The organism is Bradyrhizobium ottawaense (assembly GCF_002278135.3).
GTDB classification, from domain to species: Bacteria; Pseudomonadota; Alphaproteobacteria; order Rhizobiales; family Xanthobacteraceae; genus Bradyrhizobium; species Bradyrhizobium ottawaense.
This window is the reverse complement of the sequence record NZ_CP029425.2, coordinates 5,806,125-5,831,758: the sequence shown is the minus strand read 5'-3', so window position 1 is coordinate 5,831,758 and position 25,634 is coordinate 5,806,125. Positions and strand designations below refer to the sequence as shown.

Below are 25,634 nucleotides of genomic sequence, written 5' to 3'. Positions count from 1 at the left end.
TTACCAGGGCGTCGGCAGCAGGCCGGCAGGCAGCGGCACGCGCAGCAGCTTGCCGAAGATGAGGTGGATGGCGAACGGCGACAGCGCGGCAAGCGGCAGCGCCAGCTTCCACTTCGCACCGAGCGCGGTGGACGTCACATAGACCATGATCGCCGCAGTGATGATGAAGCCGAGCCGGTCGGCGGCGACGACGTAGAACAGCAGCAGCGCCGGCGGCAGCAAGGCGCGCAGGCCGTAGAGCTTGCCTTCGAGTTTTCCTTGCGGCGGTGGAGCGGCCGCCGCCTGGCCGTCCTCCAGCGGGATCAGCTCTTCCTCCTCCTCGAAGGAATGGCCGATCCCGAACACGATCGCGAGCCCGCACAGCGCAAGGCCGCTGCCGATCACGAGCGGAAACACGTTGGGGCCGACCGGCTGGCCCGGCACCGGCGGCAAGATCCAGCCGCCATAGGCAGCCGCAGCACCAAGCACGACGAGAAACGATCCCGTAACGGAGTCGGGAAGACGCATGGGAGAAGTCCTACGTACGATGTTCTCCCTCGCCCCGCTTGCGGGGAGAGGGTTGGGGTGAGGGGGGCTCTCCGCGGGGGAGGTGAGAATTGGATTTGCGGAGACTCCCCCTCACCCGGATCGCATCTGCGATGCGATCCGACCTCTCCCCGCAAGCGGGGAGAGGTTGAAGAAGTGCCGTGACCATCAATCAAAGTCATCTCACGCGTGAGCTATGTGAAACGTCACGCTTTGCTCAAGCCCGCCGCTTTCATCGCTTCGCCCATCTGGGCGTCGCCCTTGTCCATGAAGCCTGCGAACTGGCCGGCATCGCCCCACACGGTGCCGAAGCCGCGATTGCTCATGAAGTCCTTGAACTCAGCGGACTCGTAGACCTTCTTCAGCGCCGCAGTGAGCCTGGTTGCGATCTCCGGCGGCAGGTTCTTCGGGGCGCCGATGCCGCGCCAGGCGCCGGTCGCATAGTCGATGCCCATCGCTTCCTTCAGCGTCGGCACGTCCTTGAAGATCGGGTTGCGCGCGGGGGCCATGATGGCGAGGCTCCTGGCCTTGCCGGCCTCGATGATGGCGCGCGCCTCCGGCACCGAGCAGGTGGTGAGGTCGAGGCCGCCGGCGGCGAGATCCTGCATTGCAGGCGCCGCGCCGTTCGAGGGCACCCAGGCGACCTGGTTGGCGGGCAGGCCCATCGCCTGCATCCAGCCGACCAGCGCCAGATGCCAGATGCCGCCCTGGCCGGTGCCGGAGGCCTTGAACTTGCCGGGAGGCGCCGCCTTGATCGCCTCGGCGAGTTCCTTGACCGTCTTGTAGGGCGACGAGGAGGAGACCTGGATGCCCGGGGGGTCCTCGTTCATCAGCGCCAGCGGCGTGTAACTCTTCGGCGTCAGCTCGGTGAGGCCCTGCCAGTGCATCATCGAGATTTCGACGGTGAGCATGCCGATGGTGTAGCCGTCGGGCTGTGCGGTCGCGATCGCGCTATGGCCGACCACGCCGGAACCGCCGGTGCGGTTGACCACGTTGAAGGGCTGGCCGAGGTCCTTTTCCAGCAGCGCTGCGACGATGCGCGCGGTCGCATCGGTTCCGCCGCCCGCGCCCCATGGCACGATCACGGTGACCGGCCGGGCCGGATAGGCTTGCGCAAGCGCTGGCTTGAAGCCGAAAGCGGCGGATGCCGCAACTGCGGCGGTCGAAGCCGCAAAGGTGCGGCGCGAAATCTTGGACATTGAATCCTCCCAGCGGCGCCCGTGACGTCGGGTGCTCTTCTCAATGCGCCATTCTAGTCGGCTTTGCAGCGCCCCCGCAAGGTAGCGCTACCAACGAGATCGCCATGTTGTGTGAAAACAGCATGCCCATCGGATGGGCAGTCGGAAATCGGGTGGGTTTTGCCCGCGCAATTCGCCAACCTCTGCGCGTAACGAAATCCAAAGGCAAGCCACCGATGACCCAAGCTTATTACAGCGCCGTGCTGGACCGCCCGCTGGACGAAGTCTGGTCGCTGATCCGCGACTTCAACAACTATCCCGCTTACATCGACGGCGTGAGCGAGAGCGAGATCGAAGACGACAAGCGCGGCGATGAAGTCGGCGCCGTCAGACGCTTCTGCTATCTCGGAAACTGGATCCGCCAGCGCCTGGTCGATCACTCGGACCGGCAGCATACCCTGACCTATGCCGGTCTCGAAGCGCTGCCGTATCCGCAAGATGACGGAAGCCAGACGCCGGCGCCGACGCGCTATCAAGGCACCATGCATCTGCGCCCGATCGTCGAGGGCGATCGTACCCTCATCGAATGGTCGGTCTCCCTTGATACCGAGCCGGCGGATGCCGATCGCTGGCAGGCGCTATTCGCCTCCTGGATTCCCGATTGGACGGACTCACTTGCGCGGACGCTGGCGCGGGCCAGTTAGCGACCGCTCACGGCTCCTCGGCGTCACCCTTCGGCCGCGCGCCGCCGAAGATGCGCGCGCCTTCCGCGGTCCAATAAGGCTTCAGCGTTTCCCACGGCACGAAGGCGACATACTCGCCCTCGACGTAGGGGCCGACGGCGTAGGGCGGATAGTGGAAGGTCAGCCCGGAGCTCTTGCCCGCCTCGGTCGAGGGCGCGAGCGTCACCGCACCGACCTTGAGCAGGCTCGGCGCGACGCCCTTGAACCATTCGTCAGTCGCGGTCTCGCCGGCATCGCGCTTTTTCTTCTCGGTGCGGAGCGAGGCGATGATGGCCTTCACCATCGCCTTCATCGTCGCCCCGTTATCGGCGGTCTCGGTGAAGAGCGGGCGGATCGAGATGCGCTTGTTGTCGGCCTTGTCCCACAGGATCGTATCCACGTTCGAATTGGGATGGGCGCCATGGGTGTTCATGTAGTCGTTGCGGAGGATGCTGACGTAGCGGTCGGCGACGACCGAGCGGATCTCATATTTGCGCTCGAAATCCCAGCCGCCGTCCTTGAAGAACTGCGGATCGGCTTTGCGCGAGGCGGCCGCTTCGGCGGCGTTCTTGTCGAGCCATTTCTTGCCCTCGGCCAGGCAATCCGCCGCCAGCGCCGCATCCGCCTTGATCTTGTCGTCGAGGAACACGCGGGCCTCGATGCTCTTGGTCTTGATGACGGCGTCTGGCTTGGGGTCGGCGGCGTGGGCGGGACCGAACAATGCGCTGCAAACTGCGGCAGCAGCGAGCGCGCGCATGAACGTGGGCGCGAAAAACATCACGCAAATTCCTTCTTGTCGGGAAGTAGACGGCGAAGCTATTCCGCCGCCTCGCTATGCCCGAGCCGCGCATTCAGCTTGCGGATCAGCTCCTCGGCGGCGTCCGCAATCACGGTGCCCGGCGGGAAGATCGCTTCGGCGCCGGCGGCATAGAGCGCGTCGTAGTCCTGCGGCGGCACCACGCCGCCGACGATGATCATGATGTCGTCGCGGCCCTGCTTCTTCAGCGCGGCCTTCAGCTCCGGCACGGCGGTGAGATGGGCCGCGGCGAGCGAGGAAACGCCAAGGATGTGCACGTCGTTCTCGACGGCCTGTCGCGCGGCCTCGTCGGCGGTCGCAAACAGCGGCCCGATGTCGACGTCGAAGCCGATGTCTGCGAATGCCGACGCGATCACCTTCTGGCCGCGGTCGTGGCCGTCCTGGCCGATCTTGGCGACGAGGATGCGCGGACGGCGACCCTCGGCTTCCTCGAAGGCATCGATCAGCGCCTGAACCTTCTCGACCTGATTGCCCATGCTGGACGCCTCCCGCTTGTAGACGCCGGTGATGGATTTGATCTCGGCGCGGTGCCGGCCGAACACCTTCTCCATCGCGTCCGAAATCTCGCCGACGGTTGCTTTCGCTCGCGCCGCGTCGATCGCGAGCGCCAGCAGATTGCCGTTGCCTTCGCCGGCCGAGCGCGTGATCGCAGCGAGGGCGGCATCGACGTCGTTCTGGTTGCGCTCGGACTTCAGCCGCGTCAGCTTGTCGATCTGCAGCCGACGAACATTGGTGTTGTCGACCTTCAGAATTTCGATTTTGTCCTCGTCGGTGGGCTTGTACTTGTTGACGCCGATCACCGCCTGCTTGCCGGCGTCGATCCGGGCCTGCGTCTTGGCCGAGGCTTCCTCGATGCGCAGCTTCGGCAGGCCGGCCTCGATCGCCTTCGCCATGCCGCCGAGCTCCTCGACCTCCTGGATGTGGCCCCACGCTTTCGCCGCGAGGTCGCGCGTGAGACGCTCGACATAATAGGAGCCGCCCCAGGGGTCGATGATGCGGGTGGTGCCGCTCTCCTGCTGCAGGAACAGCTGGGTGTTGCGGGCGATGCGCGCCGAGAAATCGGTCGGCAGCGCCAGCGCTTCGTCGAGCGCGTTGGTGTGCAGCGACTGGGTGTGGCCTTGTGTCGCCGCCATCGCCTCCACCGTCGTGCGCATCACGTTGTTGAAGACGTCCTGCGCTGTCAGCGACCAGCCCGAGGTCTGGGAATGCGTGCGCAGCGACAGTGAGCGCGGGTCCTTCGGGTTGAACGGCTTCAGAAGCTTTGCCCAGAGCAGGCGCGCGGCGCGCAGCTTGGCGACTTCCATGAAGAAGTTCATGCCGATCGCCCAGAAGAACGACAGCCGCGGCGCGAAGCGGTCGACATCCAGGCCCGCGGCAAGGCCGGCGCGCAGATATTCGACGCCGTCGGCGAGCGTATAGGCGAGCTCGAGGTCCTGCGTCGCGCCGGCCTCCTGCATGTGATAGCCGGAGATCGAGATCGAATTGTATTTCGGCATCTTCTGCGAGGTGTAGGCGAAGATGTCCGAGATGATCCGCATCGAGGGCGCGGGCGGGTAGATGTAGGTGTTGCGCACCATGAACTCTTTCAGAATGTCGTTCTGAATGGTGCCTGAGAGCTTTTCCGGCGGCACGCCCTGTTCCTCGGCGGCCGCGACGTAGAGCGCGAGGATCGGCAGCACCGCGCCGTTCATGGTCATGGACACGCTCATCCGGTCGAGCGGAATCCCCGCGAACAGCGTGCGCATGTCGTAGATGGAATCGATGGCGACGCCGGCCATGCCGACATCGCCGCCGACGCGCGGATGGTCGCTGTCGTAGCCGCGATGGGTGGCGAGGTCGAAAGCGACCGAGAGGCCCTTCTGTCCGGCCGCCAGGTTGCGGCGATAGAACGCGTTGGAATCCTCCGCCGTGGAGAAGCCGGCATATTGCCGGACCGTCCAGGGCTGGTTGACATACATGGTCGGGTAGGGGCCGCGCAGGAACGGCGCGATGCCCGGATAGGTCTCGAGGAAATCGAGCCCGGCGAGATCGGCCTCGCCATAAGCGGGCTTCACTAAGATGCCCTCGGGCGTCAGCCACGGCTCGGCGCTGCCTGACGGCGCGGCGGTCGTGGCGCGCTCGAAGGCGACATCAGCGAAATTGGGAATGCGGCTCATGGTTTCAACCATATCCTCAATCATGATCCGGATGCTGATGGCTGACGATGGTTGCCATCTTCTCCGGTCCGTAATTCTGTTGCGTGGTCTGGCTCGGCAAATTGGCGATGCCGACCACCCAGCCGAGACGGGATTCTGTGCCGAACTGTCGCGTCGGAATGATCTGGTCAGGACGGTCGAACGCGCCGGTCATGATCTCGATCCGGTCGCCGCCGATGCGGCCGAAGCTCAGCGGCGTGCCGCAGGCCGCGCAAAAGCCGCGCTCGGCGATGGTGGAGGAGCGGAAGAACGACGGCTGCCCCTTGGTCCAGGCAAAGTCCGTCTTGTTGATGTCGGCAAAGGAAGCGAACGGCGCGCCGGCCGCCTTCTGGCACATGCGGCAGTGGCAGATCGAAATCCTGGTTGGCGCCGTCGTGACGCCAAAGCGCACGGCCCCGCATTGGCAGCCGCCGCTGAGAACTGGTTTGCCTGGTTCGGTCATGTCTGCTCCATCCGTCGATAGGCGTCTTGCAGCGTGGCAAGCGCATCGCCTCCGGCGAAGACAAAACCCGTGACGCCGGCGGCCCGCAACGCCGCCTCGGTCTCGCTCGGGCGGCCTGCCAGATAGATATGTCGCCCGCCGGCCGTTTGCAGGGCCTTCGCTGCAGCTTCGGCGTGTTCCGCATAGACCTTGTCACTGGAACAAAGACAGGCAAGCTCGGCGCCCGAAGTCTTGAAGGCGGCGGCGAGCTTGGCCGGATCGGCAAAGCCCTCGCTGTCGACAGCCTGGATGCCGCCGGCCTCGAAGAAGCTCTTGGCGAAAGTCGCGCGCGCCGTGAAATCGGCGGCCGTGCCGAGATTGGCCAGGAACACTTTTGGCCGCGCACCACGCGATTTGAGTGCTGCATCCGACTTGTCGCGCAGCGCCTCGAACGGTTCCGCCAGCCGGATCGGCGGCAGCGCATCGAACTTGTATTTCTGTTCCCCGTAAGGCGCGAGCGCAACCGGCGTTGCCTTCAGCACCGTGGCTTCGCTCTCGTGCAGGTTCGGAAACTCGCTGGCGCCGGTCAGCACGTCGCGGCGCTTTGCGATGTTGGCGTCACGCGCTTTTCGCGCGGCCGCGACCTTGCTCTGGAATACGCCTTGCTGAAGCGCGGCGAAGGCGCCGCCGGCTGTCTCGCTCTCCTGGAACAGCGCCCAGGCCGCCTCGCAAAGCTGCGCGCTCAGCGTCTCGATGCCGCCTGCGCCGGCGGCGGGATCAGAGACCTTGGCGAGGTTGCTCTCTTCCAGCAGCAGGGCTTGCGTGTTGCGCGCCACGCGGCGTGCGAACGGGTCGGGCAGGCCGAGCGCCAGCGTGTGCGGCAGCACGGTGATCGCGTTGGCACCGGCAAGCCCTGCCGCGAATGTCGCGATGGTCGCCCGCAGCATGTTCACATAGGGATCGCGCTGCGTCAGCATGCGCCAGGCCGTATCGGCGGCGATGAACAATGGCTTGGGCGTCAGCCCGCACGCTGTTTCGATACGCGCCCACAACAGCCGCAGCGCGCGGAATTTGGCCATGGTCAAAAACTGGTCGGCATCCGCGGCAAGCCGCGCATAGACCATGCCTTGCGCGGCTTCCAGCGGAATGCCGGCGCCTTCGATCGCGCGGAGATAAGCGACGCCGCAGGCGAGCACGAAGGCGAGCTCCTGCACCTCGGAGCCGCCGGCATCGTGGATCACGCGTCCGTCGGCGGACGCGAACGGTCCCTTGAAGCCGAGCCCGGCGAGGCCCTTGATCGCGCCGGTGACGGCGGGAGCGATCTCCTCCCAGGTATAGGGGCTGTGGCCCCACACCGCGCCGGCCGCGAGCGGATCGAGGCCGAAGCGAATATTGCAGGCGGCGGGATCGAGGCCATTGCTCTTCACATATTCCGCGACGTGGATCGCGGCCATCCGCGATTGCGGACCGATCTCGAGATCGAGGCCGATGCCGGCATCGAGATGGATGTCCTTCAACACCTTTGCTACGGCCTCGGCCGACGGTTCCAGACCGAAACCGCGAGCACCATTGGCGCCGGCGAACACCAGCGCGAGCCCCGTCGCGCCGTTCTCCAGGTCCTGCAAAGCCTGCGCATTCGCGAGCGCCGCATCGGGATGGTCGATCCGCTGCACGATTTGCCAGGGCGCCGCCGCCGGCCGTCCCATCACGGGCGCAACGCCCTTGGCGCGCGGATAGAGCGGTTCGATCTTGATTCCGTCGTAGGTCTTGCCGACCAGCTTCTCGAACGGCGCGCCCTTCAGCACGCCGTCGACCAGCTTGCGCCAGTCCTCGACGCTCGCCTTGGGAAAATCGGCCGCCAGCGGCAGGTCGTCGGTCACGGAGGTCATGCGGCCAAGGGCTCCCAACGTATCGTTATTCGCAGGCGAAATTGCCACGGCGGGCCGCCCCTGCAAACGGTTGTTTTTGGTTAACCGGTATCCGGAAGCCGCTCAATGCCTTGCGTCGAGACGCTGGCGAGCCCGTCACGCACTGGAATGCCCGAGATCACGCGGTCCGGCGCGATTTCGGCCAGCGGTGCCAGCACGAAAGCGCGCTCGAACAGGCGCGGATGCGGCAGGGTCAGATCCGGCTTCTGCAAGCTGACATCGTCATAGGCGATCATGTCGAGATCGAGCGTGCGCGGGCCCCAGCGCCGCTCCTTGTCCCGCGTGCGGCCGAATTTCTGCTCGACCTTCTGCAGCACGAACAGCAGAGCGTGCGGATCGAGGCCGGTCTCGATCTCGATGCAGGCATTGATGAAGGGAGCCTGCTCCTCGTCGCCCCACGGCGGCGTCGCATAATCCGAGGATCGCGCGATTAGCGCAGCTTGCGCCATGCCGCAGATATGGGCGATCGCCTTGGCGAACGTCGCGCGGACATCGCCGACATTGCCGCCGAGTGCGATCAGCACGCTTGCCATCAGGGGTGCCGCGAGCGCGTCAGCATGATGCCGACGTCGTCGAAGATCGCGGCGATCGGCGCATGCGGCTTGTGCACGGTGATCTTCACGGCGCGGATGCGCGGGAAGTGCGACAGGATGGCGTCGGCCACCGCGCCGGCCGCGCGCTCCAGGAGCTTGTAATTGGTATTCTTGAACGCCGCCGTCGTCGTCGCCACGACGTCGGCGTAGGACACCGTGTCGGCGAGCCGGTCGCTGCGCGAGGGCTCCGACAGGTCGGTATAGAGTTCGAGATCGATGACGAAGCGCTGGCCGACTTCGGTCTCGTGATCCATCACGCCGTGGCGGGCGTGGATCGACAGGCCGGTGACGAAGATCGTATCGGTCATTGCTTGCCCTCGATTGCGTTCGCTACCCGCAGCGCCTGCAGGGTCTCGGCGACGTCATGAGTCCGGATGATCTTCGCGCCGCGTTGCGCGGCGATCAGATGCGCGGCGATCGAGCCGGCGAGCCGCTCCTTCGGCTCCGACGGCGACACCGAGGCGATGAAGCGTTTGCGCGAGGCACCGACGAGGATCGGCAGGCCGAACATCTCGAATTCGCGCAAGCGTGCCAGCGCGGTCATGCTCTGCTCGGCGGTCTTGCCGAAGCCGATGCCGGGATCGAGCACGATTTTTTCGCGCGCGATGCCGGCCTTTGCGGCGATGTCCAGCGAGCGCAGGAAGAACGTCTTCATGTCCGTGATGATGTCGATGGCGGGATCGGCGTCGTCGCGGTTGTGCATGACGATGACGGGAACGCCTCTTGCGGCCACCAGCGGCGCCATCGCGGCGTCGCGTTGCAGACCCCAGACGTCATTGGCGATCGCCGCGCCCTGGTCGAGCGCATAGGCCACCACCTCCGCCTTCATGCTGTCGATCGACACGGGCACGCCGAGGGCCACGACGCCCGCCAGCACCGGCTTGAGCCGGGCCAGCTCGCTTTCCGCCGTGACGGCCTTCGCACCCTTGTAGGGCCGGGTGGACTCGGCGCCGATATCGATGATGTCGACGCCATCCGCGATCATCGCCCGCGCCCGCGCGAGCGCCTGCTCGGGCCCGATGAACTCGCCGCCGTCGGAGAAGGAATCCGGGGTGATGTTGAGCACGCCCATCACCGCCGGGATCGGTCGTTCCAGCAGTTTCCGCAGCGCATCTGGCCCGGCCGAGCCGGCCGGCGGGACGGATGGGGAGGGCGAGGCATTCATGTGGGTGGCTTTGCGCGGTCGGCGAGGGGGAGTCAAGGCGGGATGGCGGTGTCGGCGGGCGGCATCGATATTGTGGCACTCTCGCGCATCACCCCAGCTGTCGTCCCGGCGAACGCCGGGACCCATACCCCCAGGGTAAAGTTTGGCGAAGACTCGTAGTCCGGTACTGCCACCGTCTGTGACCGATAGATTCCGCGGTATGGGTCCCGGCGTTCGCCGGGACGACACCGAAAAGGTGGCGCGGGAATCCGTTCTCGAAAGACCCCTAATACGTGATCTTCGGCGGCAGCTTCTTCGCCTTGGCGATGATGTCGCCGACCGACTTCTCCGAAGGCAGGATGCGCAGCAGCTTCTTCTTCTCGTTGGCGTCGCGCATGCTCTGGGCGAGCCTTGCCGGATTCCGATAGGCGAGCTCGCGCACGGTGGTGACGCCGGCGGCGCGGACCAGGCCGACCTTGGCCCGGCCCATGCCGGGGATACGCATGTAGTCGGAGACGTTGGCCCATTCCAGCAGCAGCTGCTCGCTGATGCCGGTCTTGGCGGAAAGCGCTTTGCGGCCCTTCACCGTGCCGGCCGCCTCGAGCAGCCCGTCGGTGGTGCGGATACCTTGCGCCTTCAACTTGTTGGCGGCAAAGACCGACAGGCCCTCAATCTCGGTGATCGGATATGTCATGATACTCGATATGAATTGCCAAAGCTTCAGGCGAACTGGCTGAGGCCTGGCGTCCCCGCAACGATCTTGCCCATCTGATCTGCTCCGATTTTGTCTCGGCCGAAGCGGAAAAGTTCACGGGCGACGTTTTGAATTTCGGACATGCCGAGCCCCAGGCCCATCAGGCGCGTGCCGACCGCCATCAAGCCGCCGCCCATCAGCCGCGACAGTCCGCCGCCGCTCCTGGATGCCTCGATCGCGGCTTCCGCTCCAGGGATCTGGTCGATCAGGGCCTGCACGCTATCGGAAGGACCCTCGTTGCGGAGGAAGCCCAGGATAATGCCGACGCTCTTTTCAGCGACAGCACTATCTATGCTGGCGTTTGTCGCCAGCCGCCCGATCAGCTCGTCCATAAGGCCCGCCCCTCAGCCGGTTTGCTTGCCGGAGTATTTCTTTCGAAAATGATCTTGAGCCGGTGTGATGTGAAATTCAAGCGATGAACGCACGCGCCGTGGCGATTCACCTTCGAACGCGCGAAAGGTGTTGCAGCGGTGCAAGAGCGGAGATGGAATCGGCGAAAAATTGCCGCGTTGCGAACAGCTCGTTCCTACTTTCGGCTGATACCGTCCGTCTGTTTCCGACAATGTCGCATGCTTGGAGCGCGTTGAACCGTTTTAATCGGTGCGCGACATGCGTTAAACTACGGAACTGGAGCATTCGAGTTTCGGTACGCGAAACCCGGCAAGAAGAGATCAGAGAGAATAATGACCGCACAGGACAGCAAGCTCGGCGATACCGACGACAAGATCTTCGTCGGCAAGGGAGAGGAGCAGGCCTGGCTGACGCTGGCGCTCGCCAATCGCCACGGCCTCGTCACAGGTGCAACCGGAACCGGTAAGACTGTGACGCTGCAGGTGATGGCGGAAGGATTTGCGCGCGCCGGTGTTCCGGTCTTCGCCGCCGACATCAAGGGCGACCTCTCCGGCATCTCCGAGGTCGGCGAAGCCAAAGACTTCATCGTCAAGCGCGCCTCCGGAATGGGGCTGAATTTCCAGCCCGATCAGTTCTCGACGGTGTTCTGGGACGTGTTCGGCGAGCAGGGCCATCCGGTGCGCGCGACCGTCACGGAAATGGGGCCGCTTCTGCTCGCACGCATGCTCGACCTCAACGACGTGCAGGAAGGCGTGCTCAACGTTGCCTTCCGCGTCGCCGACGACGCCGGGCTGACCCTGATCGACATGAAGGATCTGCGCGCGCTGCTCGATGCCATCGTGCCCGATAGCGGGAAGAAGGGGGCGGACGCGGAGGAGGATCCGCTCGCAGCCATCCGCAAGGCCGCGCAGGGGTTCGGCAACGTCACCAAGGCCACCGTCGGCACCATCCAGCGCCAGCTGCTGGTGCTGGAGAACCAGGGCGGCACCAAATTCTTCGGCGAGCCGGCGCTGACGCTGAAGGACTTCATGAAGACCGACCGCGACGGCCGCGGCATGGTCAACATTCTGGTGGCCGACAAGCTGCTCCAGAACCCCAGGCTTTACGCGACATTCCTGCTGTGGATGTTGTCGGAGCTTTTCGAGGAGCTGCCCGAGGCCGGCGATCTGCCCAAGCCGAAGCTCGTGTTCTTCTTCGACGAGGCGCATCTGCTGTTCAACGATGCGCCCAAGGCGCTGATGGACAAGATCGAGCAGGTGGTCCGCCTGATCCGCTCCAAGGGCGTCGGCGTCTACTTCGTGACGCAAAACCCGGTCGACGTCCCCGACCGCGTGCTCGGACAGCTCGGCAACCGGGTGCAGCACGCACTGCGCGCCTTCACCCCGCGGGACCAGAAGGCGGTCGCCGCTGCGGCCCAGACCTTCCGGCCCAACCCGAAGCTCGACACTGCCAAGGTGATCATGGAGCTCGGCAAGGGCGAGGCGCTGGTGTCCTTCCTCGAGGGCAACGGCACGCCGGCGATGGTGGAGCGGGTGATGATCCGGCCGCCGTCGGCTCGCATCGGGCCGATCACGCCGGACGAGCGCAAGGCGATCATGGCTGCGAGCCCGGTGAAGGGCAAATACGACACCGCCGTCGACGAAGAATCCGCCTACGAGATGATCCAGAAGCGCATTGCCGGCACGGCGGCCACCGCGGACGGCCCGGCTGGCGGAAATGGCGGCGGCCTTCTCGGCCAGATCGGCTCGATCGTCGGCACCATCTTCGGCACCAACGTCAAGCGCGGCCGCCTGTCGACCGGCCAGGTCATTGCGCGGGACGTGACGCGATCGGTCACCAACCAGGTGATCGGCGGGATGGCCGCCAATATCGGCAAGTCGGTCGGTGGCCAGCTCGGCGGCTCGATCGGCCGTACGCTGGTTCGCGGCGCGCTCGGCGGATTGCTGCGGCGGTAGGCAGGCCGCTTTGGGCAATTCCGCTTGCCGTTGCCCGAGGCCACCACCGGTACAATTTCAGGTGAGGGGCTCTCCAAGCCTGCGCCGGTCTGCTACGTCCTGTTCGCCGCCGCACAGGACCACTCCGTGACCCCGCCCGCCCCGTTAGCCAAGCCTGACGCGCCCCGACACCTGTCGCTGCGCGCGCCGCTGGATCTGCTGTTTCTGTTCTGCTGCGTCCTGCTCGCCGCCGACGTGCTCGTTCCCGAGATCTTCGGCAGCGGCAAGACCAAGGATTACCCGCTGTGGCTGTGGGCCGGGCAGCAGGTCCTGCAGGGTGAGCCACTCTATCCCGCCACGGCCGTCGAGTACTTCGAGTTCATCTATCCGCCGTTGCCGGCGATCCTGCTGGCGATCCCGAGCTGGTTCGGCAAGATCCCGCTCTATGTCGTCCTGTCGATCCTGAACGCCGTAGCGTGGTGGTACACCGGGACGTTCTCCCAGGTCATGGCCGGCTCGGGGCGCAGCCCCGGCCGCTGGCTGGAGGCGCTGCCCGCCGTCGTCACCGTGCCCTTCGTGTTCGACATGTTCGACCTCGGCCAGCCGAACCTCGTCCTGCTGGCCATGATGCTCTACGGTTTCTGGAGCTTGCGGCACCAACGTCCCTGGCTTGCGGGCTTCATGTTCGCGCTCGCCGCTGCCATCAAGGTGTTTCCGATCGCGGTCCTGCCGTATCTGGTCTGGCGGCGGAAATGGGCGGCGGCTGCCGCCACGGTCGCCTTCACCGGCATCCTTCTCTATGTGGTGCCGGCGCCGATCCGCGGCTTCGAGCGCAACGCGGCCGAGCTTGCGACCTGGTATCAGGGCATGGTCGGAACGAGCTCGGAAAAGGGCTTTGGCCAGCGTGACGAGCAGAACTGGTCGTGGGTCAACCAGTCCCTCATCGCCGTCACGCACCGCCTGGTCCGTCCGATCAACTTCAATCTGGAGGATCCCGGCAAGCCGCCGCGCACGATGAACATCATCGACGTCGACTACAGGACGGCGAACTGGATCGTGCTGGTGCTGTCGGCCTTGCTCGGGCTCGGCTTCGTCGCGATCATGCCGCAGCAAGCACGGCGAACGGCGCGCTCGGATGCGGAGGAGCTCGCCATCCTGTTCTGCCTGATCACGGTGGCCTCGCCTTTGGCACGGCAATACTACTTCATGTGGCTGTTCTTCCCGATGACGGTGCTGATGCATCGCGCCGCCTTCGACGAGCGGGCGAATGTGCGTCTCGGAACCTGGCTCGCGCTCGGCGCGGCCGGCATTCTCATGCTGCTGGCGCTGCCGTGGTTTCCAACTGTCCTCCAGGCCTGGGGCAACAATCTCCTCGCGACCGCCGTACTTGCAGGTAGTCTTGCATGGCACATCCGGCATCCGCCCGTTGCGGCTGGCTCCGAGCCTGCGACGGCGCTAAAACCCGGTACCTCTTGAGACTCGAATGTCAGGACCCACAACCATGGCCAATGCGCAGCTTCAATCCGTGCTCGACCACATCGACAAGGATTTCGACAACAGCCTGGAGCGCCTGTTCGCGCTGCTCCGGATCAAGTCGATCTCCGCCGATCCGGCCTTCGCCGGGGATTGCAAGGCGGCGGCCGAGCATCTCGCCAAGGACATCGCGAGCCTCGGCGTCGCCACTGAAGTGAGGCCGACGGCCGGGCATCCCGCCATCGTCGGCAAGACCGGTGCCGGTGGACGGCCGCATGTGATCTTTTACGGCCATTACGACGTGCAGCCGGTCGACCCGCTCGATCTCTGGCACCGTCCGCCGTTCGAGCCCGTCGTCACCGATCATGCCGACGGCCGCAAGATCATCGTCGCGCGCGGCGCCGAGGACGACAAGGGCCAGGTGATGACCTTCGTCGAAGCCTGCCGCGCCTGGAAGAAGGTGACGGGCTCGCTGCCGGTCGACATCACCTTCCTGATCGAAGGCGAGGAGGAGGTCGGCTCGAAGAATTTCGTGCCCTTCATTGAGGCCAACAAGGACGAGTTCAAGGCCGACTACGTGCTGGTCTGCGACACCGGCATGTGGGACCGCAACACGCCGGCGATCACGACCTCGCTGCGCGGCCTGCTCTACGAAGAGCTGAAGATCACCGCCGCCAATCGCGATTTGCATTCCGGCGTGTTCGGCGGCAGCGCGATGAACCCGATCCGGGTGCTCACCAAAATTCTGGGCGGCCTGTTCGACGACGACAACCGCATCACCATTCCCGGCTTCTACGACGGCGTGAAGGACCTGCCGCCCGATATCCTGGAGCAGTGGAAGAAGCTCAATCTGACGCCGGAGATGTTCCTCAAGCCGATCGGCCTGTCGATCCCCGCTGGCGAGAAGGGACGCCTGCTGATCGAGCAGGCCTCATCGCGCCCGACCTGCGACGTCAACGGCATCTGGGGCGGCTATATCGGCGAGGGCTCCAAGACGGTGATCCCGTCGCATGCTTCGGCCAAGGTCTCGTTCCGCCTGGTCGAGGGGCAGGACCCGCAAAAGATCCGCAAGGCGTTCCGCGACTACGTGACGGCGCGCATTCCCGGCGACTGCAAGGTCGAGTTCGGCGACCATTCCGCCGCGCCCGCTGTCGCGCTCGACTGGAACATGAAGCCGCTCGCCGCCGCCAGCAAGGCGCTGACGGAGGAATGGGGCAAGGAGACCGTGCTGATGGGCTCCGGCGCCTCGATCCCGATCGTCGCCGACTTCAAGCGCACGCTTGGCCTCGACTCGCTGCTGGTCGGATTCGGATTGGACGACGACAACATCCATTCGCCGAACGAGAAGTACGATCTTCGCAGCTTCCAGAAGGGCATCCGCTCCTGGGCCCGCATCCTCGCGGCGCTGGCGGAGGTGAAGTAGGGCACGGGGCCGTAGGGAGCTGCATTAGGGTGGGCAAAGGCGCGCAGCGCCGTGCCCACCAATCTCTCAGTGATTATGAAAGAACGTGGGCACGCTCCGCTTTGCCCACCCTACGGCTCTGTTGTCGTGGCGACCACCGCCCCAAAATAAAAACGCCGCCCGGAATTGGGCGGCGTTTCATTCCAAAAGGCGTAGAGGTTCGTTGGGCGCTACCCTACACCAAATCCCGAAAATCTCAAGACCGGTAGCCCGGAAGCTCGCGGTCGAGCTTGCGCAGCAGCGGCGGCCACACGAGGTTGGTGGCGCGCAGCTCGGCGCGGTCGCGGTTGGCGAGCAGCTCGGTGTTCTTGTCGATAGCAATATCGTCGACCGGATAGACCGGCGTGCCGAGCGCGCGCGTGCGCACCTGCATCGAGCAGGCGCGCTCGAGGTGATACATGCGCTCGAAGGCGGAGGCGACCGAGCGGCCGACGGTGAGCGTGCCGTGATTGCGCAGCAGCATGTGGTTGTGGTCGCCGAGATCCTTCTGCAGCCGCGGCCGCTCGTCGTGATCGAGCGCGATGCCTTCATAGTCGTGATAGGCGAGGTCGTGGGTGACGAGCTGGGCGGTCTGGTTCAGCGGCAAGAGGCCCTCCGCGCTGCTCGACACCGCGGTGCCGTCGAGGGTGTGGAGATGCAGCACGCAGATCGCGTCCTCGCGCACCTCGTGGATCGCCGAATGGATGGTGAAGCCCGCCGGGTTGATGCTGTATTCGCTCTCGGAGAGCTGGTTGCCGTGCAAATCGACCTTGACGAGGCTCGAGGCGGTGATCTCGTCGAACATCAGCCCGTAGGGGTTGATGAGAAAATGATGGTCGGGGCCGGGCACCCGCGCGGAGATGTGGGTATCGACCAGATCGTCCCAGCCGTACAGCGCGACAAGGCGGTAGCAGGCGGCGAGATTGACCCGTTGCTGCCACTCAGCCTCCGTCATATCAGACGGCACTTCCTTCAGGCGCGCTTCCGCTGGCGACATGGCTGATCTCTCCGAACATCGTTGTTGCGGGGAGGGAGCGTAGTACCGCTCGTGGCAAGCAGCAAGGCGCGACAAGCGCGCGGCAGTCAAGCGCAGCCCGCATGAGCGGAGCGACATGGGGGCCGCTCAGAGAGAAATCCCGGATGTCGCTTTCGCTCATCCGGGTTTCGCCCTAGAGAAAATTATTACGGCGCCGGGATCGAGAGCAGGCTGGAAATGCTGCGGCCGCGGATGTCGTAGACGCGGGCGAACACGACGTCGTCGCGCTTGATCTCGACCATCACGGGCGCGGTGAGGCCCTTGCAGTAGAACTCGCCGAGCGTCATCGCGAAATCGGCCGCGTTGGAATCCCAGCCGATGGTGAAGTCGGGCCCGAGCGCGACCTGGGCGGGGCGCTGCGGACCGCAGACCGCGACCTTCCATTTGCGATTGGTCGGCGGCACTTCCTGGCGTTCGACGATCTGCTCGCGCAGCTCATCCGAAGCCTGCTTCAGCGCGAGACCCCAATAGTCCAGCATGAAGCGGTCGTCGGCGCCGCGCACGGTGCCGGCGATATGGTTGAAGTGGGTGTACTGATAGGGATGCAGCCGGATCATCTCGGCGAGCGAGAGCGCAAGGCCAAAGCAGAACGTGGCGAGCACGACCGGCTGCCAGGTGCGGTGATTGGCGCGCAGGCGCTCCATGGCCCACGCGAAAGCGACGCCGCCGAGCACCGCCATTGGCGGGATCACGAACACGAAATGGCGGATGCCGTTGTACAGCGCCGGCCGCTTCACCATCGCGATCGCGAGCGGCAGGGTCGCAGCCAGCGTCAGCATCAGCATGATGGTCTTGCGCCGCGCCGGCACCTCGCTTCGCGGCAGCATGGCGAAGGTGCTGACCACGGCGCCGGCCATCAGCACCAGCATCACCTCGGGCAGCTGCAGCGCGAACAGCGTCGGCAGATAGGACCAGGGCATGTCCGGCACGGACACGATCGCGCCGTCGAACATCTCCTTCCACGGCTTCTCGAAGAAGTGCGAGAAGTAGGTCAGCGCCTCGAAGGGATTGCCGGGCTCCATGATCGACCACGGCCAAATCAGGCCCATCACGAGATAGCCGAACGCCAAGCCGGGCAGCAGCACATAGACGACATGGGCGAAGCGGCGGACCGACTCGCGCAGGCCCTCGCTGCGCAGTTCCTCCAGGAACAGCGGGACGAAGCCGAGCACGGCGTAGACCAGCGCGAGCCCGCCGAGAACGCGGCAGCCCAGCGAAAGGCCGGCACCCAGGCCGACGATCAGGATCGTGCGCGGCGACGGCTTGGGATATTCCTCGGCGAGCCGGACCAGGCCGAGCATCAGGATGATCATGGCCACCGCGAAGGGTGCATCCTTCGGATTCATGAACATGTGGCCGTAGAAGATCGGGCACAGCGCGAGCAGCAGCAGCGAGGCAAGACCGGCAAGGGGCCCGCCGATGCGACGGCCGAGCCGCCACGTCACCGCAAGTCCGACCACGCCGACAATGGCGCCGACCAGACGTCGCGTCTCGAACAGCTCCAGCGGAATGATTTTGTGCAGGAGGGCCGCGACCATGTCGAAGCCGCCGCCATACATGTAGAGATTGGCGAAGGAGAGCGCCGCAGTATCCTTGAAGCCGGAACCGAACATGCGCAGCAGCAAATCGGCATATTCAGCGTGGGTGTAGTCGTCCCAGCCGAGGCCGTAGTCGCGGAACGTCAGGCCTGCAACGACCGCGACCGCGGCCAGCACCAGCATGGCGAGATCGTCGCAAGTCCGTTCGACCGAGCGCCGCAGAGGCGTGTCGATCGCCGAAGTCGTGATGGATGTCATGGCTATCGGTGCCCCGGAATCCCCTCTTGGCCCTGCTGGTGCGCGCGGGCCTGTTCCCCGGACTCCCTATAGCGCAGTTCCATTACCAAGTAATTGGGCATTATGGCTAAATTCCTGATGCGACGCAGCAATTCCGGTTACTTGAGAGCAGTCTAAGCAGTAGCGAGCCGTAGCTGAAGGGAATGTGAATAAGTCCCTGATTTCCTTCCCTTTAGGAACGCTACCGACGATTCCTCGTTGGCGTGGAACACCGGATGACGGTATCGTGGCGTAGCGGTTGTCGCGTGTGGATGGCGACCGGGGGTGAGTTCGATGAATCTGGCATTGTTGATCGCGGGGATTTTCGCCGTCGTGGCGGGCTTCCTTTCGATCCTGTTTGGCTTCTCCGTCAGGGAGTTCAGCCTCGGCAGCCCCCTCATAATCTCGGGCACGATCGCCGTCTGCTCCGGAATGTTACTGGCCGGCCTCTATGTCGTGGTCACGGAACTGAAGGGCCTCGCGCGTCGGCTGGCCGGTGCGCCGTCCGAGGTTCGGGTCAGGCCCGTGCTGCCGGGCCTCGCCGCATCAGGCGCTGCGCCCGAGTCGATGGCTGCCGCTGCGGCGGCAAGGATCGAGGGAAGGGCCGAAGGAAGGATCGAGCAGCCACCGCCGCCGCCACCTGCTGCAGGCCCGCCGCCGTGGCAGAGCGAAGCTGCCGCGCGCGAGCGTCCGCGCGTCGAGGCTCCGCCGGTGCCGGAAGCTCCAACGCCGCCCGCGGCTCCGGAAGCGCCGCGCCGGCGCAACCTGTTGTTCGCCTCGACCTCGCGCAAGGAGCGGGAGCGTGCGGAGGCGAAGGCCATCGAGGACGCGCCGCCGCAGCTACCTGCGGAGCCCGGTGAGGCCCTGGATACTCCGCCTGCAAGCTTTGACGATGCCTGGCCGAAGCCGGACCGCATGCGTCCGTCGGAGCCGCCGGCCGCCCTGCGCCGGCCGCCGCCGCGCTCGCCATCGACCTTTGCGGAGGCCGCTCCGCCGCCTGCACCCGAGCCGCCGCCCCCACCACCACCCGTCGAGCAGGCGCCCGTGACCGTCCTCAAATCCGGCATCGTCGACGGCATGGCCTATTCGCTCTATTCCGACGGCTCGATCGAAGCGCAGATGCCGGAGGGCATGATGCGCTTTGCGTCGATCGACGAGTTGCGTGCCCATCTCGACCAGCGGTCCTGAACTCTGCCGCGCAGCAGTCAAGCGCCGCAATCGTCGTCGCCTCGTCAGTCCCTTGTTTCAGCCGAACGTATTGTTGACACGGAAAGGTTCGGCGTCGTCTATCCCGTGAAGCGCAAGGTGCAGAGAGGGCGGGCCCATGTCGGATGCCGGGGCTAAGAATTTCATCGAGCTGACGGCGAGCATCGTGTCGGCCTATCTCGGCAACAATCCGACGCCTGCGGCGGAGATTCCGAACCTGATCAGCCAGGTGCATGGCGCATTGGTGCGGGTGTCGTCAGGCCGCACCGAGACCGCGCCGCTCGAGCCGGCCAAGCCGGCCGTCTCGCTGAAGAAGTCGATCGCGCCCGACTATCTGGTCTGCCTGGAAGACGGCAAGCGCTTCAAGTCGCTGAAGCGCCATCTGCGCACGCAGTACAACATGACGCCGGAGCAATACCGCGAGAAATGGGGCCTGCCGGCCGACTACCCCATGGTCGCGCCGAACTATGCGGTGGCGCGCTCGCAATTGGCCAAGCAGATGGGCCTCGGACAGCAGCAGCGGAAGCGGAAGTAGCTCGTCCGCTCGGCCAGCTCTCGTAGCAACCATTAAAGCACGCCCGATTTCCGCGAGCATGACGCCGTGCTTGCGGCCGTCAAGGCGTGGCCTGGCGGCAGTCGACGTGAGGTGAGACGAGCGCGACGGCCATCCTTGACGGCCGCGGCGCGCGGCGTCGTCTTGACGGCAGGTCGGGACGAAGAAACGGTCGCCTGATCGAACAAAGAAACGAGATCAGGTGACGGACACACTCGCGGTTCTGGGCGGTTCGGCGACCCACGGTGTTCCGCGGGCGACGACGGCGTTGATGATGACGATCAGCTTCCTGGCACAGGCGACCAGCGCGCGCTTGTGGCCCTTGCCGGCAGCGATCAGCCGGCTGTACAGGGCCATGAGCTGCGGATTCCAGCGGAAGGATGCCGGAAGAGCTGCGGTGTAGAGCGCCTGACGCAAGCGCTGGCGTCCGCCGTCAATCCTGCGGGCGCCGACATGCTTGCCGCTGTCGTCATCGTACGGCGCAAGCCCGGTGAGGGCTGCGGCTTGCTCGCGGGTGATCTGACCGATCTCGGGCATCCTGATCAAGATGGCAACCGCGGTCGGCAAGCCGCTGCCGCCAACGCTGTAGATCAGATCGAGCCGTGCGGCGAGATCGCGATGCTTGCGGATCGCTGCCACCAGGGCCTTGAACTCGGCTCGTCTGTGCTTGGCCAACAGAGCGATCTGCTCCTTCCAGAACTTCTGGATACGTTCGTCAGGGCAGCTCTCCAGCCGATTCTTGAGCTTTGCGATGTCCTCCTTGATCTGGTCGATCATCGTCAGATGCACGGCAAAAGGCTGCAGCCGGGGGTCTGGAGCGGGATGGATCTTCTTGACCGCGGCGGTGCAGGCCGCAATCAATGCGGCATCCATTTTGTCGTTCTTGGCCCGTTGCAAATGGAACGTGGCATAGGCGCGGACCTGGATCGGCTGAAACACGATGACGACAAACCGCTGGCGTCGCAGTTCGGCGACCGCCGCCTGCTCGTAACCACCGCTTGCCTCGATCCCAACCCGCTTGACCTTGTGGCGCTTCAGCCACTCCACCAGCTCCTGGTGGCCTTCCGCCGTGTTCTTGACCTGCAGCTCCTCCGAACTGCCATCGAGCGCCACGTCGAGCTTATCTTTGCTGGTATCGATTCCAGCACAGATCGTGTACGTTTGGCCATCTTCCTCGACCCTCCCTTGTGATGCGAACCTGAAGTTCGTTCAACCATGCGGGTCCCGATGAAGTGCCGACCGCGATCTTGCTACAAAACGCAGCCCTCAAGGCTTCGGTGGGCATCGATCCGATCGATCGGCGGCCCAGCTCGGGCGGCCACCCGGGCTGGGCCATTCCTCACGGAACCAGGCCATTCTAATCCGGCGCGCTAATACAAGGGTGGGCAAAGGCGCGCTCTTGCGCGACGTGCCCACGAATTCTCAACCAGTCACACGCAGATCGTGGGCACGCTCCGCTTTGCCCACCCTACGAATTCTTGCTGCGTGGCTCGAAGCACGCGCTCCTCACGTGAAGATCGCTACGACGCTTCCGCGAGCGCCTCTTTCGCATCGGTCTTGATGCGCTCGACCATCGAGCGCAGGCCGTTGGAGCGCTGCGGCGTCAGATGATCGCGAAAGCCGAACTCGTTGAACACGGCGATCGCGTCGGTATCGATGATCTCCTGCGGCGTGCGACCGGAATAGAGCGAGAGCACGATCGCGACCAGCCCGCGCACGATATGCGCGTCGCTGTCGCCGCGATATTTCAGGATCGGCGAGCCATGGCCGCGGTCGACCAGCTTCTGGAGCCAGACCTGGCTGACGCAGCCGTTGACCTTGTTCTCGGCGGAGTGTTCCGCCTCGGGCATCGGTTCCAGGGTGCGGCCGAGCTCGATGACGTACCGGTAGCGGTCGTCCCACTCGTCCAGAAGCTCGAAATTGTCCCTGATTTCGTCGATCGTCGTCATGTTGGCCCGTGTTCCCGTTAGGGCCAATATAAGGATGCGAGGAGATGAAATCGATAGGGTTTGGGCGCTAATTCGCCGCCGCCGGGCCGCGCCATTCCAGCGCGAGGTCGTCCTGGCTCAGGGTATCGCGCGGTGCCTCGGTCGATGCGGCATCGCCTTCGCCGGCCATCGCGATCGAGCCGGTATGGTCGGGCGCCTTCTTGTCGTTCTTCTCGTTCTTGTCGTTGGAGATCTGTTCTTTCTTGTCGTTGATGATCTGGTAGATCTTGCGCGCGCCGTCCTGGGCGCGCTGGCCGATGATGGTCGCGGCCTGTCCGCCGACCTCGCAGGCCGCCGGCTGGCGCTTGCAGAACTGGGTCATGTCGGAGACGGCCGCGGTCGCAGCCTGCACCGCGTCGGCGGCACCGATCTGGGGCAGCTTCTCCGATTCGGGCGTCTTGTCCCTGGGCAGGAGCACCAGCACCAGCCCGAGCCAGAATGTGATGCGGAGCAGAAAGCGCATCTTATCGACCTGTTCGTTAGATCCCGCCCGCGGCGATGGTCCGCGCGCGTTTCGACCTAGCAACTCTCGATAAATCGCAAGTGATTGCCTTGAGCTTAATTCGCGGAAAATTTACGCAAAATTCTTCGAGATCGACGGTGTCGTAAATTTTCGATTGACGCCGGCGCCCGTGATTCTGCTGGCATGCGTATCCACCAATTCGAAACCATGCCGGGATGTGTGAAACCCTGTGTTCACCATCCTCGCCGAAGACGTCGCCAAATCGTCTAAAAAGCCCCGCGATGTCTCGGCGTCCGGCCCCACACCGAGCCGCCTTAGCACTCGTTTAAGGTCGCTCTGACACGGTGGCTCAACGACAAGGAGGCGTTGCGGCGCGTCTTCCAAAGACGATTGAGCCGAAGCGCGAGACCCGTGACAGTTTTGAGTATCATCCGCGATTGTCTCGATGCACTGCTGCATCCCTCCGCGCGTTACGATGCGCTGATGCGGGCGCGTCATCGTGCCTTCATGGCGCCGCGGCTGCTCGGCAGCCTGGCCGCCTTTGCCGCATTCCCGGTCTATCTCGCCATGCGCGGCGCGCCGAGCGCGGTCGAGGTCGCCGCGTTCGCCTGGCTGATCGCGCCGATCCTGCTGTCCTGGTTCCTGTCGCGCACCGGCCGCTATGAAGGCGCCCATGTGCTGTCGTCGCTGGCGCTCGCCGGCCTGATCATGGCGGTCGCGGGCACCACGGGCGGCATCGAATCATTCGCCGCGGTCTGGCTGGTCGTGGTTCCCCTCGAAGCCGCGCTGTCGGCCTCGCGCCGCGTCGCGGCCTTTGCTTCCTTGCTCGCGCTGTCCTGTGCGGGACTCCTGATTTTCGTCGGCCAGCTCGGCTGGCTGCCGGTTGCAGACACCAGCACTGCTGAACGCGGCGTGCTGATGGCGTGCGGCGTCGTCTCGGCGACGCTCTATGCCGCCGGCCTTGCCTTCGGCGCGGAATCGCTGGCGCGCACCAGCGTTGCGCTGCTGTCGCGCGAGGAGGAGCGCTATCGCCTGCTCGCCCGCAACATGAGCGACGTCGTCTCGCGGCATCAGCGCAACGGTGCGGTGCAGTTCATCTCGCCGGCGGCGGAAGCCATGCTCGGCATGCCGGTGGCGCAACTGCTGGGGCATGGCCTGTTCGACCGCGTCCATGTCGCCGATCGCCCGGCCTATCTCACCGCGCTCTCCGATGCCGCGCGCGGCGACGTGCGCAGCATCGAGTTCCGGCTGCGGCGTGAGCCCGACGGCTCGGAGCGCGGCCAGGTCGATTTCCTCTGGGTCGAGATGCGCTGCCGCCCGCTCGACCGGGATATCGGCCACAATTATCACAGTGACGTCACGCGCGAGGCCGAGGTCGTCGCCGTGATGCGCGACGTCACCGACCACAAGCTGTCCGAGCAGGCGCTGGATCAGGCGCGCAGCGCCGCGGAAGCTGCCGATGCCGCCAAGACCCGCTTCCTCGCCACCATGAGCCATGAGCTGCGCACGCCGCTGAACGCCATCATCGGCTTCTCCGAGATGATCGCGCAGGAGCAGACCCTGATGCTGGGTGCGGCCCAGCGCCAGGAATACGCGCAGCTCATCAACGATTCCGGCCAGCACCTGTTGTCGGTCGTCAACGGCATCCTGGACATGTCGAAGATGGAGTCGGGCAATTTCGAGATCGCGTCCGAGCCGTTCGCGCCGCGGGCCTCGCTGTTGCATTGCTGCAATCTCTTGGCGCTGAAGGCACGGGAGAACGGCATCGATCTCATCACCGATGCGCCGCAGGATCTGCCCGTCATGACCGGCGATCCCAGGGCGTTCAAGCAGATCGTGCTCAATCTCGTCGCCAACGCCATCAAGTTCACCGAGCGTGGCGGTCAGGTCTCCGTGACCGCTTCGGTGTTGGGTTCGCAGCTGACGCTGCGCATCAGCGACACCGGCGTCGGCATCGCGCCCGACGATCTCAAGCGCATCGGCGCGCCGTTCTTCCAGGCGGGCAAGACCTATCAGCGCCGTCACGAGGGAACCGGCCTCGGACTTTCGATCGTGAAGAGTCTCGTGGCGTTGCATCTCGGCGAATTGACGGTACAAAGCAGTTTGGGAGAGGGCACAGCCGTCACCGTCAGGCTGCCGCTCGTCTACACGCCGCCGCAAGTCAAGCCGGTCGAAAGCAAGGTCGCGACGCTGACGCCGGTGCTGCGCCAGGATCTTCAGGACCAAATTCACGACCAGTCTCAGGACCAACCCGCTCTGGTGAAGAAAAGTGCCTAGGAAGTCTACCAAGGACGAAGCCGCTCCGCGCCGCCGTGGCGCCAAGGCCGCGGTTGTCGATGTCGAGACCGAGCGCAACCTCGTGATGCGCGTGCTGCTGCACAGCCCCAAGGACACGCTGGCCGGTCTCGTCGCCGTCGCCGCGATCGGCGCGATCGTTGCCAATGCGCTGTTCCTGCAGACCGGCCGCCATCCGGCGCCGATGTTCGGCACCGTGATCAATCTTCCCGCACCGTCCTCCGTGGCGCTGTCGAACCCAATGCCGCGGCCGCGCCCGGTCGGCGCCGATACCTCGCCGCTCGAGCCGCGCGCGACGGAGTTCCGCGCCGAGCCGAAACCTGCCGAGCGAGCCGCCGAGAAGCCGCCGGAGAAACCCGTCGAGGCGACCGCATCGACGCCGCGCGCGGGCAGTGATCCCATGACCAATCTGGTCAAGGCGACGACCTCGACGCCGCCGTCCGCCATGCGTCCGCCCGCGCCGATTCCCGTGCCGCAGAGCCCCGCCGCCCGGCGTATCGCCGGCGTTCAGCGCGCGCTGTCCGAATATGGCTACGGGAATTTGAAGATCACGGGCACGATGAGCGGCGAGACCCAGTCCGCGATCCAGAAGTTCGAGCGCGAGCACAAGATGCAGGTCACCGGCCAGTTGTCCGACCGGCTGCTGCGCGAGCTCGGCGCCGCGATCGGCCATCCCGTCGAATAACCCCACCGCCCGCTGTCATTGACGCCGATCAATTCCGGGTATCGCGCGCCGCCGCGCCCGCGCGCGGGCGATTTGCTTGGGATCAATGACGGCCGACAGCTTCGGGGAACATGATCGC

General features: G+C 65.2%; 24 protein-coding genes. 8 read left to right on the top strand and 16 right to left on the bottom strand.

The features are described from left to right. Both CIT37_RS27765 and CIT37_RS27760 read right to left on the bottom strand, forming a co-directional pair. A complete protein-coding gene (locus tag CIT37_RS27765; protein ID WP_095424612.1) occupies positions 1–507 on the bottom strand; it encodes a tripartite tricarboxylate transporter TctB family protein in 507 nt (168 codons plus the stop codon). A 224-nt stretch (positions 508–731) separates the two neighbouring features. Further along, the gene (locus CIT37_RS27760) at positions 732–1,724 is read right to left on the bottom strand and encodes a tripartite tricarboxylate transporter substrate binding protein (RefSeq protein WP_028143173.1); all 993 of its coding nucleotides are present in this window, start codon (positions 1,722–1,724) and stop codon (positions 732–734) included. Positions 1,725–1,828: 104 nt separating this feature from the next. Here CIT37_RS27760 and CIT37_RS27755 point away from each other — a divergent pair, with 104 nt between their 5' ends. Then, positions 1,829–2,407: an SRPBCC family protein gene (locus CIT37_RS27755; protein WP_244439130.1), complete on the top strand. Its 579-nt coding sequence runs from the start codon at positions 1,829–1,831 to the stop codon at positions 2,405–2,407. A 7-nt stretch (positions 2,408–2,414) separates the two neighbouring features. Here CIT37_RS27755 and CIT37_RS27750 read toward each other — a convergent pair whose 3' ends face one another. The 9 genes from CIT37_RS27750 to CIT37_RS27710 all read right to left on the bottom strand — a co-directional run bounded on the left by CIT37_RS27750 (position 2,415) and on the right by CIT37_RS27710 (position 10,609). Next, positions 2,415–3,203, bottom strand: a complete 789-nt coding sequence (locus CIT37_RS27750) for an RsiV family protein (RefSeq protein WP_028143171.1) — start codon at positions 3,201–3,203, stop codon at positions 2,415–2,417. Between the two features lie 38 nt (positions 3,204–3,241). Further along, positions 3,242–5,398 carry a methylmalonyl-CoA mutase gene (gene scpA / locus CIT37_RS27745; RefSeq protein WP_038947823.1) on the bottom strand — a complete coding sequence of 719 codons (2,157 nt, stop codon included), beginning with the start codon at positions 5,396–5,398 and terminating at the stop codon, positions 3,242–3,244. Between the two features lie 16 nt (positions 5,399–5,414). Then, positions 5,415–5,879 carry a GFA family protein gene (locus tag CIT37_RS27740; RefSeq protein WP_095425343.1) on the bottom strand — a complete coding sequence of 155 codons (465 nt, stop codon included), beginning with the start codon at positions 5,877–5,879 and terminating at the stop codon, positions 5,415–5,417. Continuing rightward, the gene (locus CIT37_RS27735) at positions 5,876–7,747 is read right to left on the bottom strand and encodes a methylmalonyl-CoA mutase family protein (protein ID WP_095425342.1); all 1,872 of its coding nucleotides are present in this window, start codon (positions 7,745–7,747) and stop codon (positions 5,876–5,878) included. The genes CIT37_RS27740 and CIT37_RS27735 overlap by 4 nt, the downstream gene beginning before the upstream one ends. Before the next feature lie 80 nt (positions 7,748–7,827). Beyond that, on the bottom strand, positions 7,828–8,319 hold the full coding sequence (folK, locus tag CIT37_RS27730; RefSeq protein WP_095425341.1) for a 2-amino-4-hydroxy-6-hydroxymethyldihydropteridine diphosphokinase: 492 nt from the start codon (positions 8,317–8,319) through the stop codon (positions 7,828–7,830). Next, positions 8,319–8,687, bottom strand: coding sequence for a dihydroneopterin aldolase (gene folB, locus CIT37_RS27725; protein WP_027533885.1), 369 nt, complete (start codon positions 8,685–8,687; stop codon positions 8,319–8,321). The genes folK and folB overlap by 1 nt, the downstream gene beginning before the upstream one ends. Continuing rightward, entirely contained in the window at positions 8,684–9,544 is an 861-nt protein-coding gene (folP, locus tag CIT37_RS27720) for a dihydropteroate synthase (protein ID WP_028142939.1), read from the bottom strand. Before folP ends, folB begins: the two co-directional genes overlap by 4 nt. Before the next feature lie 265 nt (positions 9,545–9,809). Continuing rightward, positions 9,810–10,217 (bottom strand): DUF4332 domain-containing protein, encoded by a 408-nt coding sequence (locus tag CIT37_RS27715; protein WP_095425340.1) that lies wholly within the window; start codon positions 10,215–10,217, stop codon positions 9,810–9,812. Between the two features lie 26 nt (positions 10,218–10,243). Next, positions 10,244–10,609, bottom strand: a complete 366-nt coding sequence (locus CIT37_RS27710) for a hypothetical protein (RefSeq protein ID WP_018315753.1) — start codon at positions 10,607–10,609, stop codon at positions 10,244–10,246. Between the two features lie 351 nt (positions 10,610–10,960). Between CIT37_RS27710 and CIT37_RS27705 the strand changes: the two genes are divergently transcribed. The 3 genes from CIT37_RS27705 to CIT37_RS27695 all read left to right on the top strand — a co-directional run bounded on the left by CIT37_RS27705 (position 10,961) and on the right by CIT37_RS27695 (position 15,458). Beyond that, positions 10,961–12,583 carry a helicase HerA-like domain-containing protein gene (locus CIT37_RS27705; RefSeq protein ID WP_028142941.1) on the top strand — a complete coding sequence of 541 codons (1,623 nt, stop codon included), beginning with the start codon at positions 10,961–10,963 and terminating at the stop codon, positions 12,581–12,583. 126 nt (positions 12,584–12,709) lie between these two features. Further along, positions 12,710–14,038 carry a glycosyltransferase family 87 protein gene (locus tag CIT37_RS27700; protein WP_028142942.1) on the top strand — a complete coding sequence of 443 codons (1,329 nt, stop codon included), beginning with the start codon at positions 12,710–12,712 and terminating at the stop codon, positions 14,036–14,038. A gap of 25 nt (positions 14,039–14,063) precedes the next feature. Further along, on the top strand, positions 14,064–15,458 hold the full coding sequence (locus tag CIT37_RS27695; protein ID WP_028142943.1) for a M20/M25/M40 family metallo-hydrolase: 1,395 nt from the start codon (positions 14,064–14,066) through the stop codon (positions 15,456–15,458). A 235-nt stretch (positions 15,459–15,693) separates the two neighbouring features. Here the strand turns inward: CIT37_RS27695 and CIT37_RS27690 are convergent, their stop codons facing one another. Together CIT37_RS27690 and CIT37_RS27685 are read right to left on the bottom strand one after the other, a co-directional pair. Beyond that, positions 15,694–16,473 carry a class II aldolase/adducin family protein gene (locus tag CIT37_RS27690; RefSeq protein ID WP_028142944.1) on the bottom strand — a complete coding sequence of 260 codons (780 nt, stop codon included), beginning with the start codon at positions 16,471–16,473 and terminating at the stop codon, positions 15,694–15,696. A 185-nt stretch (positions 16,474–16,658) separates the two neighbouring features. Continuing rightward, on the bottom strand, positions 16,659–18,308 hold the full coding sequence (locus CIT37_RS27685) for a glycosyltransferase family 39 protein (protein WP_028142945.1): 1,650 nt from the start codon (positions 18,306–18,308) through the stop codon (positions 16,659–16,661). Positions 18,309–18,620: 312 nt separating this feature from the next. On the opposite strand from CIT37_RS27685, the gene CIT37_RS27680 reads away from it, so the two are divergent. Both CIT37_RS27680 and CIT37_RS27675 read left to right on the top strand, forming a co-directional pair. Then, a complete protein-coding gene (locus tag CIT37_RS27680; RefSeq protein ID WP_095425339.1) occupies positions 18,621–19,514 on the top strand; it encodes a hypothetical protein in 894 nt (297 codons plus the stop codon). Positions 19,515–19,650: 136 nt separating this feature from the next. Continuing rightward, positions 19,651–20,067 carry a Ros/MucR family transcriptional regulator gene (locus CIT37_RS27675; protein ID WP_028142947.1) on the top strand — a complete coding sequence of 139 codons (417 nt, stop codon included), beginning with the start codon at positions 19,651–19,653 and terminating at the stop codon, positions 20,065–20,067. 216 nt (positions 20,068–20,283) lie between these two features. On the opposite strand, the gene CIT37_RS27670 is transcribed toward CIT37_RS27675, so the two are convergent. The 3 genes from CIT37_RS27670 to CIT37_RS27660 form a co-directional block, all read right to left on the bottom strand. After that, positions 20,284–21,198 (bottom strand): IS110 family RNA-guided transposase, encoded by a 915-nt coding sequence (locus CIT37_RS27670; RefSeq protein WP_244611286.1) that lies wholly within the window; start codon positions 21,196–21,198, stop codon positions 20,284–20,286. Positions 21,199–21,605: 407 nt separating this feature from the next. Further along, entirely contained in the window at positions 21,606–22,034 is a 429-nt protein-coding gene (locus CIT37_RS27665; RefSeq protein WP_095426445.1) for a SufE family protein, read from the bottom strand. Positions 22,035–22,101: 67 nt separating this feature from the next. Beyond that, positions 22,102–22,536, bottom strand: coding sequence for a DUF5330 domain-containing protein (locus CIT37_RS27660; RefSeq protein WP_038947827.1), 435 nt, complete (start codon positions 22,534–22,536; stop codon positions 22,102–22,104). A 411-nt stretch (positions 22,537–22,947) separates the two neighbouring features. On the opposite strand from CIT37_RS27660, the gene CIT37_RS27655 reads away from it, so the two are divergent. Together CIT37_RS27655 and CIT37_RS27650 are read left to right on the top strand one after the other, a co-directional pair. Further along, on the top strand, positions 22,948–24,813 hold the full coding sequence (locus CIT37_RS27655) for a PAS domain-containing sensor histidine kinase (protein WP_161966485.1): 1,866 nt from the start codon (positions 22,948–22,950) through the stop codon (positions 24,811–24,813). Further along, positions 24,806–25,516, top strand: a complete 711-nt coding sequence (locus tag CIT37_RS27650) for a peptidoglycan-binding domain-containing protein (protein WP_038947830.1) — start codon at positions 24,806–24,808, stop codon at positions 25,514–25,516. The genes CIT37_RS27655 and CIT37_RS27650 overlap by 8 nt, the downstream gene beginning before the upstream one ends. Positions 25,517–25,634 lie beyond the last annotated feature (118 nt).

Excerpts from the sequence above, each read along its gene's own strand:
- CIT37_RS27755 (WP_244439130.1), top strand. The coding sequence starts at position 1,829 with ATGTTGTGTGAAAACAGCATGCCCATCGGATGGGCAGTCGGAAATCGG.
- CIT37_RS27690 (WP_028142944.1), bottom strand. The coding sequence starts at position 16,473 with ATGTCGCCAGCGGAAGCGCGCCTGAAGGAAGTGCCGTCTGATATGACG.
- CIT37_RS27665 (WP_095426445.1), bottom strand. The coding sequence starts at position 22,034 with ATGACGACGATCGACGAAATCAGGGACAATTTCGAGCTTCTGGACGAG.
- scpA (WP_038947823.1), bottom strand. The coding sequence starts at position 5,398 with ATGAGCCGCATTCCCAATTTCGCTGATGTCGCCTTCGAGCGCGCCACG.
- folK (WP_095425341.1), bottom strand. The coding sequence starts at position 8,319 with ATGGCAAGCGTGCTGATCGCACTCGGCGGCAATGTCGGCGATGTCCGC.
- CIT37_RS27715 (WP_095425340.1), bottom strand. The coding sequence starts at position 10,217 with ATGACATATCCGATCACCGAGATTGAGGGCCTGTCGGTCTTTGCCGCC.
- CIT37_RS27660 (WP_038947827.1), bottom strand. The coding sequence starts at position 22,536 with ATGCGCTTTCTGCTCCGCATCACATTCTGGCTCGGGCTGGTGCTGGTG.
- CIT37_RS27695 (WP_028142943.1), top strand. The coding sequence starts at position 14,064 with ATGGCCAATGCGCAGCTTCAATCCGTGCTCGACCACATCGACAAGGAT.
- CIT37_RS27760 (WP_028143173.1), bottom strand. The coding sequence starts at position 1,724 with ATGTCCAAGATTTCGCGCCGCACCTTTGCGGCTTCGACCGCCGCAGTT.
- CIT37_RS27740 (WP_095425343.1), bottom strand. The coding sequence starts at position 5,879 with ATGACCGAACCAGGCAAACCAGTTCTCAGCGGCGGCTGCCAATGCGGG.
- CIT37_RS27750 (WP_028143171.1), bottom strand. The coding sequence starts at position 3,203 with ATGTTTTTCGCGCCCACGTTCATGCGCGCGCTCGCTGCTGCCGCAGTT.
- CIT37_RS27685 (WP_028142945.1), bottom strand. The coding sequence starts at position 18,308 with ATGACATCCATCACGACTTCGGCGATCGACACGCCTCTGCGGCGCTCG.
- CIT37_RS27765 (WP_095424612.1), bottom strand. The coding sequence starts at position 507 with ATGCGTCTTCCCGACTCCGTTACGGGATCGTTTCTCGTCGTGCTTGGT.
- CIT37_RS27675 (WP_028142947.1), top strand. The coding sequence starts at position 19,651 with ATGTCGGATGCCGGGGCTAAGAATTTCATCGAGCTGACGGCGAGCATC.
- CIT37_RS27680 (WP_095425339.1), top strand. The coding sequence starts at position 18,621 with ATGAATCTGGCATTGTTGATCGCGGGGATTTTCGCCGTCGTGGCGGGC.
- folP (WP_028142939.1), bottom strand. The coding sequence starts at position 9,544 with ATGAATGCCTCGCCCTCCCCATCCGTCCCGCCGGCCGGCTCGGCCGGG.
- CIT37_RS27710 (WP_018315753.1), bottom strand. The coding sequence starts at position 10,609 with ATGGACGAGCTGATCGGGCGGCTGGCGACAAACGCCAGCATAGATAGT.
- CIT37_RS27705 (WP_028142941.1), top strand. The coding sequence starts at position 10,961 with ATGACCGCACAGGACAGCAAGCTCGGCGATACCGACGACAAGATCTTC.
- CIT37_RS27735 (WP_095425342.1), bottom strand. The coding sequence starts at position 7,747 with ATGACCTCCGTGACCGACGACCTGCCGCTGGCGGCCGATTTTCCCAAG.
- folB (WP_027533885.1), bottom strand. The coding sequence starts at position 8,687 with ATGACCGATACGATCTTCGTCACCGGCCTGTCGATCCACGCCCGCCAC.